Origin of the sequence: Methylobacterium sp. SD274, from assembly GCF_017355285.1 — a bacterium.
GTDB lineage: Bacteria > Pseudomonadota > Alphaproteobacteria > Rhizobiales > Beijerinckiaceae > Methylobacterium.
This window is the reverse complement of sequence record NZ_JADIJP010000012.1, coordinates 46,920-61,736: the sequence shown is the minus strand read 5'-3', so window position 1 is coordinate 61,736 and position 14,817 is coordinate 46,920. Positions and strand designations below refer to the sequence as shown.

The following is a 14,817-nucleotide window of genomic DNA, read 5'->3' as shown; positions in this document are numbered from 1 at the left end:
TTCGAGCGGGGAGGGGAAGCGCCTCTCGACGGACGAAGGCCAGCGGCGACCCGGCCGGTCGCAGCGCCTCATCGATTTCAGCACGTGGTCATCCCCTCGGCGGAGGGTGCAGCCCGTCAGCTCAGGAGCAGATCATGAACCAAGAGGTCATGAATCTTTTCAACCAGCAGGCTCAGCCTCAGAGCTTCGACCAGATCAAGATTTCGATCTCCTCACCCGAAAAGATCCTTTCGTGGTCCTTCGGCGAGATCAAGAAGCCCGAGACGATCAACTACCGTACGTTCAAGCCCGAGCGTGACGGCCTGTTCTGCGCGCGCATCTTTGGACCGATCAAGGATTACGAGTGCTTGTGCGGCAAGTACAAGCGCATGAAGTACAAGGGCGTCATCTGTGAGAAGTGCGGCGTCGAGGTCACCCTCGCGCGCGTCCGGCGTGACCGCATGGGCCATATCGAGCTGGCCGCGCCCGTCGCCCATATCTGGTTCCTGAAGTCACTGCCGAGCCGCATCGGCCTGTTGCTCGACATGGCGCTCAAGGACCTCGAGCGCATCCTCTACTTCGAATCCTACTGCGTCATCGAGCCGGGCCTCACCCCCCTCAAGGAGCGTCAGCTCCTCTCCGAGGAAGAGTACCTGCGCGCTCAGGAAGAGTACGGCGAGGACAGCTTCACCGCCATGATCGGCGCCGAGGCCATCCGGCGCATTCTGCAGGAGCTCGACCTCGATGGAATCGCGAACTCGCTCCGCGAGGAAATCGCCACCACGACCTCCGAGCTGAAGCCCAAGAAGCTTCTCAAGCGCCTGAAGATCATCGAGGCCTTCCAGATGTCGGGCAACAAGCCCGAATGGATGATCCTCACCGTGGTTCCGGTGATCCCGCCGGACCTGCGCCCGCTCGTCCCCCTGGATGGCGGCCGCTTCGCCACGTCCGATCTGAACGACCTCTACCGTCGCGTCATCAACCGCAACAACCGCCTGAAGCGGCTGATCGAGCTGCGCGCGCCCGACATCATCATCCGCAACGAGAAGCGCATGCTTCAGGAGGCGGTGGACGCGCTGTTCGACAACGGCCGTCGCGGCCGCGTCATCACGGGTGCCAACAAGCGCCCGCTGAAGTCGCTCGCCGACATGCTCAAGGGCAAGCAGGGCCGCTTCCGCCAGAACCTGCTCGGCAAGCGCGTCGACTATTCCGGCCGTTCGGTCATCGTGGTGGGTCCTGAGCTCAAGCTGCACCAGTGCGGCCTGCCGAAGAAGATGGCCTTGGAGCTGTTCAAGCCCTTCATCTACGCACGCCTCGACGCCAAGGGTTTCTCGGCCACCGTCAAGCAAGCCAAGAAGCTCGTCGAAAAGGAGAAGCCGGAGGTCTGGGATATCCTCGACGAGGTGATCCGCGAGCACCCGGTGATGCTCAACCGCGCGCCGACGCTTCACCGCCTCGGCATCCAGGCGTTCGAGCCCAAGCTGATCGAAGGTAAGGCGATCCAGCTTCACCCGCTCGTCTGCGCGGCGTTCAACGCCGATTTCGACGGCGACCAGATGGCCGTCCACGTCCCGCTCTCGCTGGAAGCCCAGCTCGAAGCGCGCGTGCTGATGATGTCGACCAACAACATCCTGCACCCGGCCAATGGTCAGCCGATCATCGTGCCGTCGCAGGATATCGTGCTCGGCCTGTACTACCTGTCGATCGTCGCCGAGGGGGCCATCGGCGCCTTCGACCCGACCAACAAGAAGAACCCGATGCAGGGTGTCTTCGGCACCATCGGCGAGCTCGAGCACGCACTCGCGGCCAACACCGTGAAGCTGCACTCGAAGATCCGCTGGCGGTGGAACGGCATCGGCCCCGATGGCGAGCCGCTGACCCAGACCTACGACACGACACCCGGCCGCGTGATCCTGTCCACGGCCCTGCCGCTGCACAAGAAGGTCCCCTACGACGTCGTCAACAAGCTGATGACGAAGAAGGAGATCTCCGCGATGATCGACACCGTCTACCGCCACTGCGGTCAGAAGGAGTCGGTGATCTTCTGTGATCGCATCATGGCGCTCGGCTTCAACCACGCGTTCAAGGCCGGCATCTCGTTCGGCAAGGACGACATGGTCGTGCCGGACAACAAGTGGCCGATCGTGGACGACACCCGCGCGCTGGTGAAGGACTACGAGCAGCAGTACAATGACGGCCTGATCACTCAGGGCGAGAAGTACAACAAGGTGGTGGATGCCTGGGCCAAGTGCTCGGACAAGCTCGCCGCCGAGATGATGCTGCGCATCTCCACCGTGCAGAAGGACGAGAACGGCGCCGACAAGCAGATCAACTCGATCTACATGATGAGCCATTCCGGTGCCCGTGGTTCGCCGGCGCAGATGAAGCAGCTCGCCGCGATGCGTGGACTCATGGCCAAGCCCTCGGGCGAGATCATCGAGACCCCGATCATCTCGAACTTCAAGGAAGGCCTGGACGTTCTCGAGTACTTCAACTCGACGCACGGAGCCCGTAAGGGCCTCGCCGACACCGCCTTGAAGACCGCGAATTCCGGTTACCTGACCCGCCGCCTCGTCGACGTGGCCCAGGACGCCGTCATTCGTGAGGTCGATTGCGGCACCACCAACGGCATCAAGATGCGCGCCATCGTCGATGCCGGCCAGGTCGTGGCTCCGCTCTCGATCCGCATCCTCGGCCGCGCCACGGCCGAAGATCTCGTGGCTCAGGACGGTACGGTCATCGTCAAGACCAACGAGACGATCGAGGAGAAGCACCTGCCCGCCATCCAGGCGGCCGGTATCCAGGAGGTGAAGATCCGCTCGGTGCTCGTCTGCGCCACCAAGAGCGGCGTCTGCGCCACCTGCTACGGACGCGATCTCGCCCGTGGAACGCCCGTCAACATGGGCGAGGCCGTCGGCGTCATCGCGGCGCAGTCCATCGGCGAGCCGGGCACCCAGCTCACTATGCGTACCTTCCACATCGGCGGTGCGGCGCAGATCGCGGATTCGTCCTTCATCGAGTCGAGCTTCGAAGGCACGATCAAGATCCGCAACCGTGCCCTCGCCCGCAACACCGATGGCGATCTCATCGCCACCGGTCGTAACGTGGCGGTGGTCATCGTCGGTACCGATGGAGCGGAACGCGCGGTCCACCGCCTGCAATACGGCGCACGCCTGCGGGTCGACGAGGGCGACAAGGTCAAGCGTGGCCAGCGCATCGCCGAATGGGACCCCTATACCCGTCCGATCATCACCGAGACCGACGGTATCGTGGCCTACGAGGATCTGATCGACGGCCAGTCGATCACCGAGACCACCGACGAATCGACCGGCATCGCCAAGCGCGTCGTCATCGACTGGCGTGGTACGGCCCGTACGGCAGACCTGAAGCCGGCCATGCTGGTCCTCGACCAGGACGGCAAGCCGATGAAGCTGCCGCGCGGCTCGGACGCCCGCTACTTCCTCCCGGTCGACGCCATCATCGGCTACGACCCGGGCGGCACGGTGAAGGCCGGCGACATCCTCGCTCGTGTCTCCACCGACTCGGCCAAGACCCGCGACATCACCGGCGGTCTGCCGCGGGTGGCGGAGCTGTTCGAGGCCCGTCGTCCGAAGGACGCGGCGATCATCGCGGAGAAGTCGGGCACGATTCAGTTCGGGCGCGACTACAAGAACAAGCGTCGCCTGACGCTGACTCCGCATGACGGTTCGGATGCGGTCGAGTACCTGATCCCGAAGGGCAAGCACATCCACCTCCAGGACGGCGACGTCGTGGAGCTCGGCGACTACATCGTCGACGGCAACCCGGCGCCGCACGACATCCTGGCGATCAAGGGCGTGGAGGAGCTCGCTGCCTACCTCGTCAACGAGATCCAGGAGGTCTACCGGCTCCAGGGCGTGTCCATCAACGACAAGCACATTGAGGTGATCGTCCGTCAGATGCTGCAGAAGGTGGAAATCACCGATGGCGGCGATTCGGAGATCCTGACGGGCGACCAGATCGACCGGACGGAACTCGCGGACATCAATGAGAAGCTGCTCGCCGAGAACAAGAAGCCCGTCGTGGGTGTGCCGGTGTTGCTCGGCATCACCAAGGCGTCCCTGCAGACGAAGTCGTTCATCTCGGCGGCCTCGTTCCAGGAAACCACCCGCGTGCTCACCGAGGCGGCCGTCAACGGCAAGATCGACCATCTCGAGGGTCTGAAGGAGAACGTCATCGTCGGCTCGCTCATTCCGGCCGGTACGGGCTCCATGGCAGCCGACATCCGCGCCGTGGCGCGGCGTCGCGATGCCATGATCCTTCAGCAGAAGGCCGCCGAGAGTGGCGCCCAGCCCCTCAGCGAGCTGCCGCCGGCCGCTGAGTGATCTCCGCGTAGCCTTCAAACGAGACAAGGGGCGGCCAGCGATGGCCGCCCCTTCTTATTTCGCAACACCGCCTTCGGACCGGAGAAAGCTCCCCGGTACCGGCCGCACCTCGACAAATCGCAGCATCTGTGCGGCCTCGTCCGACAGCCCGCCAGGACCCATCCTCCGCACGTGAACCGCCATCCAGGACTCCGCCAAGCTGATCGGCAGGTTGATCCGAGACCGTGACACCGCCCTGGATCGCCTCGTCCTGGCGCAGAACTCCAAAGCCATATAATAATCGGGCGTTAACCGCCGGTCAGACCAAACTTTATCGCGCTTCGGGATTGACGTTCCACCGTCCCCCGCATAGAAGCACGCCACTCCGGCACAACAGCAGGACATAGCGAGTCGCGGCCCTCGGGCCGAAAGACAATCGCTAATCCGGTTCCGGCACTCACATCGACTGACGTCCTTGTCAGATCAGTAGGTACGAGCGCGTCGTAAGGCGTGATCCTCTGCCGAACACGCGCCACGGGTCCTCACCGATCCATGGCGCATATTCGTTTTGCGGATCTTCTTATCGAGATCCGCGACAGCTCGGAAACGGGCTGCATCGTGAAGCCGAACATGGGATCGCGCCTAAGCGGTCCGAATGAAGAGGGCAGAGTATGCCGACGATCAACCAGCTGATCGCTCAGCCGCGTAAAGCGCAGAAGAGCCGCAACAAGGTGCCGGCGCTCGACGCTTGCCCGCAGAAGCGTGGCGTTTGCACCCGCGTCTACACGACGACGCCGAAGAAGCCGAACTCGGCTCTCCGTAAGGTCGCCAAGGTCCGTCTGACCAACGGTTTCGAAGTCATCGGGTACATCCCCGGTGAAGGTCACAACCTTCAAGAGCACTCCGTGGTCATGATCCGCGGCGGCCGCGTGAAGGATCTTCCCGGCGTTCGCTACCACATCCTGCGCGGCGTGCTCGACACGCAGGGCGTCAAGGGTCGTAAGCAGCGCCGCTCCAAGTACGGCGCCAAGCGTCCGAAGTAAGAATTTCGCTCATCCCGTAAGGATGTCGCCGACCTCGACGAGGTTCAGGCGGCCTGCGCGGGGTGGTTTCAAGACCTTGATTTATAGACGGAGCGAGCGATGTCCCGCCGCCATTCTGCTGAAAAGCGTGAGATCATCCCGGACGCCAAGTACGGCGACATCGTGCTCACCAAGTTCATGAATTCCATCATGTACGAGGGCAAGAAGTCGATCGCCGAGGGCATCGTGTACGGCGCGTTCGACATCGTCGAGAACCGTGCCCGTGCGAACCCGATCGAGGTGTTCCGCGCCGCTCTCGAGAACGTCGCTCCGGCGATCGAAGTGCGGTCCCGTCGCGTCGGCGGCGCGACCTACCAGGTCCCCGTCGAAGTCCGTACCGAGCGTCGTCAGGCTCTGGCGATCCGTTGGCTCATCCAGGCCGCCCGTGGCCGCAACGACCGCACCATGGTCGAGCGCCTCTCGGCCGAACTCCTCGATGCCGCGAATAACCGTGGCAACGCGGTCAAGAAGCGGGAAGACACGCACCGGATGGCTGAAGCCAACCGCGCCTTCTCGCACTACCGCTGGTAAGCGGCCCCGGACCCTTTCAGGAGCAATCCGATGCCCCGCACGCATGCGATCGAGGACTACCGTAATTTCGGCATCATGGCTCACATTGATGCTGGAAAAACCACGACCACTGAGCGGATCCTCTACTACACCGGCAAGTCCCATAAGATCGGCGAAGTCCATGACGGCGCCGCGACGATGGATTGGATGACGCAGGAGCAGGAGCGTGGCATCACGATCACCTCCGCTGCGACCACCTGCTTCTGGCGCGACAAGCGCCTGAACATCATCGACACCCCCGGCCACGTTGACTTCACCATCGAAGTGGAGCGCTCGCTGCGCGTCCTCGACGGCGCCGTTTGCGTGCTCGACGGCAACCAGGGCGTCGAGCCCCAGACAGAGACCGTCTGGCGCCAGGCTGACAAGTACGACGTTCCGCGCGTCGTGTTCGTCAACAAGATGGACAAGATCGGCGCCGACTTCTTCAAATGCGTCGCCGATATCATCGACCGCGTCGCCGGCAAGCCCGTTTGCCTCCAGCTTCCGATCGGCGCCGAGACGACCTTCAAGGGCGTCATCGACCTGATCAAGATGAAGGCCATCGTCTGGACGTCCGAGAAGCTCGGCGCCGATTTCTCGGAGACCGAGATCCCGGCCGACCTCGCCGATCAGGCTGCCGAATACCGGATCAAGCTCGTCGAAGCCTGCGTCGAGATGGATGACGATGCCATGTCGGCCTATCTCGACGGTGTCGAGCCGGATGCCGAGACGATGCATCGCCTCGTGCGCACCGCGGTCCAGCGTCGCGCCTTCCACCCCGTGCTCTGTGGCTCGGCCTTCAAGAACAAGGGCGTTCAGCCCCTGCTCGACGCCGTCGTCGACTACCTTCCGTCTCCCGCCGATCGCGGCGAGATCAAGGGCCTCGACTTCAAGACCGAAGAAGAGACCGTTCGTCATCCGTCCGACAGCGATCCTTTCTCGATGCTGGCGTTCAAGATCATGGACGACCCGCATGTCGGCACGATCACGTTCTGCCGTGTCTATTCGGGCAAGGTCGAGTCTGGCGCCAACGTCATCAACTCGTCGCGCGACAAGAAGGAGCGTGTCGGCCGCATGCTTCTCATGCACGCCAACAACCGCGAAGACGTGAAGGAAGCCTTCACCGGCGACATCGTGGCTCTGGCTGGTCTCAAGGAAACTCGTACCGGCGATACGCTGTGCGACCCGAAGGACGCCGTCATCCTCGAGAAGATGGAGTTCCCAGAGCCCGTCATCGAGATCGCGGTGGAGCCGAAGTCCAAGGCCGATCAGGAGAAGCTGGGCATCGCTCTTGCCAAGCTCGCTGCTGAGGATCCGTCCTTCCGCGTCTCCACGGACCAGGAATCGGGCCAGACCATCCTTCGCGGGATGGGCGAGCTCCATCTCGACATCAAGGTCGACATCCTGCGCCGTACCTACATGGTCGACGCGAATATCGGCCAGCCCCAGGTGGCGTATCGTGAGAAGCTCACGAAGCGTACCGAGATCGACTACACCCACAAGAAGCAGACCGGTGGTACCGGTCAGTTCGCTCGGGTGAAGTTCGTGGTCGAGCCGAACGAGCCGGGCAAGGGCTTCGAGTTCTCCTCGAAGATCATCGGCGGCACGGTGCCGAAGGAATACATCCCGGGCGTCGAAAAGGGTCTCAACTCGGTGCTCGGCGCCGGTATCCTCGCCGGCTTCCCGGTGGTGGACATCAAGGTCGAGCTGATCGACGGCGCCTATCACGATGTCGACTCGTCGGCCCTGGCCTTCGAAATCGCCTCTCGTGCGGCGCTCCGTGAAGCCCTCCAGAAGGGCGGATCGGTCCTGCTCGAGCCGGTCATGAAGGTCGAGGTCGTCTCGCCGGAAGAGTATACCGGTTCGGTGATCGGCGATCTGAATTCCCGCCGTGGCCAGATCCAGGGCCAGGACATGCGCGGCAATGCGAACGTCATCAACGCGATGGTGCCGCTCGCCAACATGTTCGGCTACGTGAACCAGCTGCGCTCCTTCTCCCAGGGCCGCGCGAACTTCACGATGCAGTTTGACCATTACGAAGAGGTGCCGCGCGGCGAGGCCGAGAAGGTCGTCGCGAAGTACGCTTAAGGCTTCCCGCCTTTTCCGGACCGCAGCAGCATCACCTGAAACACTGAGATTACGGAGGCTACGATGGCCAAAGAGAAATTTGCCCGCACCAAGCCGCACTGCAACATTGGCACGATTGGTCACGTTGACCACGGCAAGACGTCGCTGACGGCTGCGATCACGAAGGTCCTGGCGGAGTCGGGTGGCGCGACGTTCACGGCCTACGACCAGATCGACAAGGCCCCCGAGGAGAAGGCGCGCGGCATCACGATCTCGACGGCTCACGTCGAGTACGAGACGGCCAACCGTCACTACGCCCACGTCGATTGCCCCGGCCACGCCGATTACGTGAAGAACATGATCACGGGTGCGGCGCAGATGGACGGCGCGATCCTGGTCGTGTCGGCCGCCGACGGCCCGATGCCGCAGACCCGCGAGCACATCCTGCTCGCCCGTCAGGTCGGCGTGCCGGCGCTGGTGGTGTTCCTCAACAAGGTCGACCTCGTCGACGACGAGGAGCTCCTCGAGCTCGTCGAGATGGAGGTGCGCGAGCTCCTCTCCAAGTACGACTTCCCCGGCGACGACATCCCGATCACCAAGGGTTCGGCCAAGGTGGCTCTCGACAACGGCGACAAGGCCGTCGGCCATGACGCCGTGCTGGCCCTGATGGCGAGCGTGGATGCCTACATCCCGCAGCCGGAGCGTCCGATCGACAAGCCGTTCCTGATGCCGATCGAGGACGTGTTCTCGATCTCGGGCCGCGGCACCGTGGTGACGGGTCGCGTCGAGCGCGGCATCGTCAAGGTCGGCGAGACCGTGGAGATCGTCGGCATCCGCGACACCCAGACCACCACGGTCACGGGCGTCGAGATGTTCCGCAAGCTGCTCGACCAGGGCCAGGCCGGCGACAATGTCGGCGTGCTCCTGCGCGGCACCAAGCGTGAAGACGTCGAGCGCGGCCAGGTCGTGTGCAAGCCGGGCTCGGTCAAGCCCCACACCAAGTTCAAGGCCGAAGCCTACATCCTCACCAAGGAGGAGGGCGGTCGCCACACCCCGTTCTTCACCAACTACCGGCCCCAGTTCTACTTCCGCACCACGGACGTGACCGGTGTCTGCGAACTGCCCGAGGGCACCGAGATGGTGATGCCCGGTGACAGCGTCACCATGGACGTCACCCTCATCGTCCCCGTCGCCATGGAAGAGAAGCTCCGCTTCGCCATCCGTGAAGGCGGACGCACCGTCGGCGCAGGCGTCGTCGCAGCCATCAACGATTAAGTTCGGTACGCTCAGTCTGCTGGGATCGACAGAGGGGCGGGTCCTCGCGCCCGCCCCTTATTAAGTCCCGCCAAGGTTTCAGGTCATGAACGGTCAGAATATCCGCATTCGCCTCAAGGCGTTCGATCATCGCATCCTCGATGCCTCGACCCGCGAGATCGTGTCGACGGCCAAGCGCACCGGCGCGACCATTCGTGGTCCGATCCCGCTGCCGACGCATATCGAGAAGTTCACCGTCAACCGCTCGCCGCACATCGACAAGAAGTCGCGCGAGCAGTTCGAGATGCGCACCCACAAGCGCGTCCTCGATATCGTCGATCCGACGCCGCAGACCGTGGACGCGCTGATGAAGCTCGACCTCGCCGCCGGCGTGGACGTGGAGATCAAGCTCTAAGTCCCGCGGGGATTTAGAGCTTACCGTAGAATCGCGCGAGGGAGACACCTATGCGCTCAGGCGTCATTGCACAGAAGGTCGGCATGACCCGCATCTTTACGGATGCTGGCGAACATGTCCCCGTGACAGTGCTTAAAATCGATCAATGTCAGGTGGTAGCCCACCGTACCGTCGAGAAGAATGGCTACGTCGCCCTTCAGGTCGGCGTTGGCAAGGCCAAGGTGAAGAACGTGTCGGCTGCCGAGCGCGGCCGGTTCGCGGTCGCCAAGGTCGAGCCCAAGCAGAAGCTCGCCGAGTTCCGCGTGTCCGAGGACGCGTTGATCCCGGTCGGCGCCGAGATCACCGCCGATCACTTCATCCCCGGCCAGTTCGTCGACGTGACGGGTACGACCACGGGTAAGGGCTTCGCCGGTGGTATGAAGCGCTGGAACTTCGGTGGTCTGCGCGCCACCCACGGCGTGTCCATCTCGCACCGTTCGATCGGTTCGACCGGTGGCCGCCAGGATCCGGGCAAGACCTTCAAGAACAAGAAGATGCCCGGTCACATGGGCGTCGACCGGGTCACGACCCAGAACTTGCGCGTCGTGCGCACGGATCCCGAGCGTGGCCTCATCCTCGTCGAAGGCGCCGTCCCCGGTGTCGCCGGCGGCTGGATCCAGATCCGCGACGCGGTGAAGCGCAAGCTCCCCGCCGACGTGCCTCAGCCCGGCAAGTTCCGTGAGAACGGTTCTTCCGCTGCTCCCGCCACCGAAGCTCCGGCTCCCGAGGCTCCCGCTTCCGAGGAGAACGCGTGATGAAGCTCGATATCACCACTCTCGACGGCGACGGCGCCGGGTCGATCGACCTGGACGAGACCATCTTCGGTCTTGAGCCCCGCGCCGACCTTCTCCAGCGCATGGTGCGCTGGCAGCTCGCCAAGCGTCAGGCCGGCACCCATGCGGTCAAGAACCGCTCGGACGTCAACCGGACGCGCAAGAAGCTGTACAAGCAGAAGGGCACCGGTAACGCTCGTCACGGCGCTGCCTCCGCTCCGCAGTTCCGCGGCGGTGGACGTGCCTTCGGCCCGGTCGTGCGCAGCCATGCCCATGACCTTCCGAAGAAGGTGCGTGCCCTCGCTCTTCGCCATGCCCTCTCGGCGAAGGTGAAGGCCGAGACCCTGATCATCGTGGACGACGTGACGCTCGCCGACGGCAAGACCCGGAACCTGGTCGAGCGCTTCGAGAAGATGGGCCTGTCCAGCGCGCTGATCATCAGCGGTGCTGAGGTCGACGTGAACTTCGGTCGCGCCGCCCGCAACATCCCGCAGATCGACGTCCTGCCGGTCCAGGGCATCAACGTCTACGACATCCTGCGTCGCGACAAGCTCGTGCTGACGCGCGCAGCGATCGATGCGCTGGAGGCGCGATTCAAATGAGTGCCGATCCGCGCCACTACGACATCATCGTCTCCCCGGTCATCACCGAGAAGGCGACGAACCTCACCGAGCAGAACAAGGTCGTCTTCCGGGTCTCCCCGAAGGCTACCAAGCCGCAGATCAAAGAGGCGGTCGAGAAGCTGTTCGACGTCAAGGTCACGGGCGTGAACACGCTCGTCACCAAGGGCAAGAAGAAGATTTTCCGCGGGCTTCGCGGACAGCGTTCGGACGTGAAGAAAGCGATCGTGACCCTCGCCGAGGGTGAGACGATCGACGTCACGACCGGGCTCTGACACGAAAAGCGTTAGGATCAAGCCGATGGCCTTGAAGACATTCAAACCGGTCACGCCGAGCCTTCGCCAGCTCGTGCTCGTCGACCGCCGTGAGCTCTACAAGGGCAAGCCGGTCAAGAAGCTCACCGAGGGCAAGTCGTCCTCGGGCGGCCGCAACAACCTCGGTCGTATCACCGTCCGCTTCCGCGGCGGTGGTCACAAGCGCACCCTGCGCAACGTCGATTTCAAGCGGCGTGAGCAGCTCGGCGTCGCTGCGACGGTGGAGCGGATCGAGTACGATCCCAACCGTACGGCGTTCATCGCGCTCATCACCTATCCGGACGGCGTGCAGAGCTACATCCTGGCTCCCCAGCGTCTGTCGCCGGGCGACACGGTGATCGCGGCCGAACAGGTCGACGTGAAGCCGGGCAATGCCGGTCCGGTTGGCAACATGCCGGTGGGCACCATCGTCCACAATATCGAGCTGAAGATCGGCAAGGGCGGCGCGATTGCCCGTTCCGCCGGCAACTACGCTCAGATCGTCGGGCGCGACCAGGGCTATGTCACGCTGCGCCTGAATTCGGGTGAGCAGCGCCTGGTTCACGGTCAGTGCTTCGCCAGCATCGGTGCGGTGTCGAACCCGGACCATATGAACATCTCGCTCGGCAAAGCCGGTCGCAACCGCTGGCTCGGCAAGCGCCCGCACGTTCGCGGCGTTGCCATGAACCCGGTCGATCACCCGCACGGCGGTGGTGAGGGTCGTACCTCGGGCGGCCGTAATCCGGTCACGCCCTGGGGCGTGCCCACCAAGGGAAAGAAGACCCGCTCCAACAAGCGGACCGATGTCTTCATTCTCGCCAGCCGTCACAACCGCAAGAAGTAACCCTCATGGCACGCTCGCTCTGGAAGGGGCCGTTCATCGACGGCTACCTCCTCAAGAAGGCTGAGACCGCTCGCGGATCCAGCCGCAACGAAGTCATCAAGATCTGGAGCCGTCGCTCCACGATCCTGCCGCAGTTCGTCGGGCTCACCTTCGGTGTGCACAACGGACAGAAGCATATCCCGGTCTATGTGTCCGAGGAGATGGTCGGTCATAAGTTCGGCGAGTTCTCGCCGACCCGTACCTTCCACGGCCACGCAGCCGACAAGAAGGCGAAGAGGCGCTGAGATGGGCAAGCAAGCCACCCCCCGCGCGCTCCCCGAGAACGAAGCGAAGGCCGTCGCGCGCATGTTGCGCGTGAGCCCTCAGAAGCTCAATCTCGTTGCGCAACTCATCCGCGGTAAGAAGGTCGAGTCGGCTTTGGCCGACCTGGAATTCTCCCGCAAGCGGATCGCCCGCGAGGTCAAGAAGTGCCTCGAGAGCGCCATCGCCAATGCCGAGAACAACCATGACCTCGATGTCGACGATCTCGTCGTCTCCGAGGCCTTCGTCGGCAAGGCACTCGTGCTCAAGCGTTTCCATGCTCGTGCACGTGGCCGCGGCGCCCGCATCCTGAAGCCCTTCGCGAACCTCACCATCGTGGTGCGCGAAGTCCCGACCGCCGAAGCGGCGTGAGGAGGACCTGATGGGCCAGAAAGTCAATCCGATCGGTCTGCGGCTCGGTATCAACCGGACCTGGGACTCCCGCTGGTTCGCCCAGAAGGGTGAATACGCGAAGCTCATGCACGAGGACGTCGCCATCCGCGCCGCCCTCATGAAGCAGCTGAAGCAGGCTGCCGTTTCCAAGATCGTCATCGAGCGTCCGCACCGGAAGTGCCGCGTCACCATTCACTCGGGTCGTCCCGGCGTGGTGATCGGCAAGAAGGGCGCGGATATCGAGAAGCTGCGCAAGCTCGTCGGCACCCTGACCAAGGCCGACGTGACGATCAACATCGTCGAGGTGCGCAAGCCCGAGATCGATGCCACCCTGGTGGCCGATTCGATCGCCCAGCAGCTCGAGCGCCGTGTTGCCTTCCGTCGTGCCATGAAGCGCGCCGTGCAGTCGGCCATGCGTCTCGGTGCCGAAGGCATCCGGATCAATTGCTCGGGTCGTCTCGGCGGCGCTGAGATCGCCCGTCAGGAATGGTACCGCGAAGGTCGCGTCCCGCTGCATACCCTGCGCGCGGATGTCGATTACGGCGTGGCGACCGCCTTCACGACCTACGGGACGTGCGGGATCAAGGTGTGGGTGTTCAAGGGCGAAATCCTCGAGCACGACCCGATGGCGCAGGACAAGCGCGCTCAGGAAGAAGGCGGCCGTTCGGGCGGACGTCGCGAGCGCGATGGCGAGGGTGGCCGCGAGCGCGGCCGGCGCGAACACGCTTAAAGCGTGATCGCGTACGCCCGTTAGCCATAGAAGGTGTTGAGAGGCTGCCATGTTGCAACCCAAGAAGACCAGGTTTCGTAAGCAGTTCAAGGGTCGCATCCACGGTGCGGCCAAGGGCGGCTTCGACCTCAATTTCGGGACCTTCGGCCTCAAGGCCGTGGAGCCCGAGCGCGTCACCGCACGTCAGATCGAGGCGGCCCGCCGCGCGATCACCCGTGAGATGAAGCGCCAGGGCCGTGTCTGGATCCGGATCTTCCCGGACGTTCCCGTCACGGCAAAGCCCACCGAAGTCCGCATGGGCTCCGGTAAGGGTGCACCCGAGTTCTGGGCTGCCCGCGTGCATCCCGGACGTATCATGTTCGAAGTCGACGGCGTCGCCGAGGACATCGCCAAAGAGGCTCTCCGCCTCGGTGCGGCGAAGCTCCCGATCCGCACGCGCGTCGTTCAGCGCATCGCTGACTAAGGGGAGGGGATCATGAAGTCGTCACAGAGACAGTCGGATCTGGCCGCCCTGTCGCCCGATCAGCTGAACGATGAGCTGCTGAACCTGAAGAAGGAGCAGTTCAACCTGCGCTTCCAGGGCGCCACCGGCCAGCTCGAGAACGTCGCCCGCGTCCGTGAGGTACGTCGCGATATCGCCCGCGTTCGCACTCTCCAGCGTCAGAAGACGCTGAAGTCCGCGCAGGCCTGAGGAGTACACCATGCCGAAGCGCGTATTGCAGGGCGTCGTCGTCAGCGACAAGGGCGAGAAGACCATCGTCGTGAAGGTGGAGCGTCGCTTCACCCATCCGGTGATGAAGAAGACCGTCCGTCGTTCGAAAAACTACCACGCCCACGACGAGACGAACGTCGCCAAGGTCGGCCAGACAGTGTCGATCGAAGAGTGCCGTCCGTTCTCGAAGACCAAGACCTGGAAGCTCATCGAAGGTGGCGCTGCCACCGTGGAATCACCTTCCGCCGAAGCGTGAGACCGATGCAGTGTTATTAAAGCGGGCGCAGTTTCTGCGCCCGCTTTTTTGCGTCTTATGCCGACCCACGAAGAAAGCGCGATTCATCGAGGCGCATGGGCCTCTGTCGGACGCACCGCACGGCTGATGAAGCGTGCTCGAAACATTCGACTTCGACTGCGAACACCT

Annotated in this window: 16 protein-coding genes; all 16 read left to right on the top strand. The window is 63.5% G+C overall.

Going from position 1 to position 14,817, the window contains the following annotated elements; genetic code table 11:
* The first annotated feature begins 134 nt into the window (after positions 1–134).
* The 16 genes from rpoC to rpsQ all read left to right on the top strand — a co-directional run bounded on the left by rpoC (position 135) and on the right by rpsQ (position 14,649).
* Positions 135–4,343: a DNA-directed RNA polymerase subunit beta' gene (gene rpoC, locus IPV08_RS12425; RefSeq protein ID WP_056429692.1), complete on the top strand. Its 4,209-nt coding sequence runs from the start codon at positions 135–137 to the stop codon at positions 4,341–4,343.
* Between the two features lie 650 nt (positions 4,344–4,993).
* The gene (rpsL, locus tag IPV08_RS12420; RefSeq protein ID WP_018044234.1) at positions 4,994–5,365 is read left to right on the top strand and encodes a 30S ribosomal protein S12; all 372 of its coding nucleotides are present in this window, start codon (positions 4,994–4,996) and stop codon (positions 5,363–5,365) included.
* A gap of 99 nt (positions 5,366–5,464) precedes the next feature.
* Complete coding sequence (rpsG, locus tag IPV08_RS12415; RefSeq protein WP_018044233.1) at positions 5,465–5,935, top strand: 30S ribosomal protein S7; 471 nt, start codon at positions 5,465–5,467, stop codon at positions 5,933–5,935.
* Positions 5,936–5,965: 30 nt separating this feature from the next.
* The gene (fusA, locus tag IPV08_RS12410) at positions 5,966–8,041 is read left to right on the top strand and encodes an elongation factor G (RefSeq protein WP_018044232.1); all 2,076 of its coding nucleotides are present in this window, start codon (positions 5,966–5,968) and stop codon (positions 8,039–8,041) included.
* Between the two features lie 63 nt (positions 8,042–8,104).
* Positions 8,105–9,295, top strand: coding sequence for an elongation factor Tu (gene tuf / locus IPV08_RS12405; protein ID WP_207412100.1), 1,191 nt, complete (start codon positions 8,105–8,107; stop codon positions 9,293–9,295).
* 85 nt (positions 9,296–9,380) lie between these two features.
* Positions 9,381–9,689, top strand: coding sequence for a 30S ribosomal protein S10 (rpsJ, locus tag IPV08_RS12400; RefSeq protein ID WP_018044230.1), 309 nt, complete (start codon positions 9,381–9,383; stop codon positions 9,687–9,689).
* Between the two features lie 50 nt (positions 9,690–9,739).
* Complete coding sequence (gene rplC / locus IPV08_RS12395; protein ID WP_018044229.1) at positions 9,740–10,483, top strand: 50S ribosomal protein L3; 744 nt, start codon at positions 9,740–9,742, stop codon at positions 10,481–10,483.
* Positions 10,483–11,103: a 50S ribosomal protein L4 gene (gene rplD, locus IPV08_RS12390; RefSeq protein WP_027172970.1), complete on the top strand. Its 621-nt coding sequence runs from the start codon at positions 10,483–10,485 to the stop codon at positions 11,101–11,103. Before rplC ends, rplD begins: the two co-directional genes overlap by 1 nt.
* Positions 11,100–11,396, top strand: a complete 297-nt coding sequence (locus IPV08_RS12385; RefSeq protein WP_018044227.1) for a 50S ribosomal protein L23 — start codon at positions 11,100–11,102, stop codon at positions 11,394–11,396. The genes rplD and IPV08_RS12385 overlap by 4 nt, the downstream gene beginning before the upstream one ends.
* A 25-nt stretch (positions 11,397–11,421) precedes the next feature.
* Positions 11,422–12,258 carry a 50S ribosomal protein L2 gene (gene rplB, locus IPV08_RS12380; RefSeq protein WP_056427361.1) on the top strand — a complete coding sequence of 279 codons (837 nt, stop codon included), beginning with the start codon at positions 11,422–11,424 and terminating at the stop codon, positions 12,256–12,258.
* A 5-nt stretch (positions 12,259–12,263) separates the two neighbouring features.
* A complete protein-coding gene (gene rpsS, locus IPV08_RS12375; protein ID WP_018044225.1) occupies positions 12,264–12,542 on the top strand; it encodes a 30S ribosomal protein S19 in 279 nt (92 codons plus the stop codon).
* 1 nt (position 12,543) lies between these two features.
* On the top strand, positions 12,544–12,930 hold the full coding sequence (rplV, locus tag IPV08_RS12370; protein WP_018044224.1) for a 50S ribosomal protein L22: 387 nt from the start codon (positions 12,544–12,546) through the stop codon (positions 12,928–12,930).
* Positions 12,931–12,940: 10 nt separating this feature from the next.
* Positions 12,941–13,681, top strand: coding sequence for a 30S ribosomal protein S3 (gene rpsC, locus IPV08_RS12365; RefSeq protein WP_018044223.1), 741 nt, complete (start codon positions 12,941–12,943; stop codon positions 13,679–13,681).
* 49 nt (positions 13,682–13,730) lie between these two features.
* Positions 13,731–14,144 carry a 50S ribosomal protein L16 gene (gene rplP / locus IPV08_RS12360; protein WP_056251136.1) on the top strand — a complete coding sequence of 138 codons (414 nt, stop codon included), beginning with the start codon at positions 13,731–13,733 and terminating at the stop codon, positions 14,142–14,144.
* Positions 14,145–14,156: 12 nt separating this feature from the next.
* A complete protein-coding gene (rpmC, locus tag IPV08_RS12355; RefSeq protein WP_018044221.1) occupies positions 14,157–14,372 on the top strand; it encodes a 50S ribosomal protein L29 in 216 nt (71 codons plus the stop codon).
* Between the two features lie 10 nt (positions 14,373–14,382).
* Positions 14,383–14,649, top strand: a complete 267-nt coding sequence (gene rpsQ / locus IPV08_RS12350; RefSeq protein ID WP_056427364.1) for a 30S ribosomal protein S17 — start codon at positions 14,383–14,385, stop codon at positions 14,647–14,649.
* Positions 14,650–14,817: the final 168 nt, after the last annotated feature.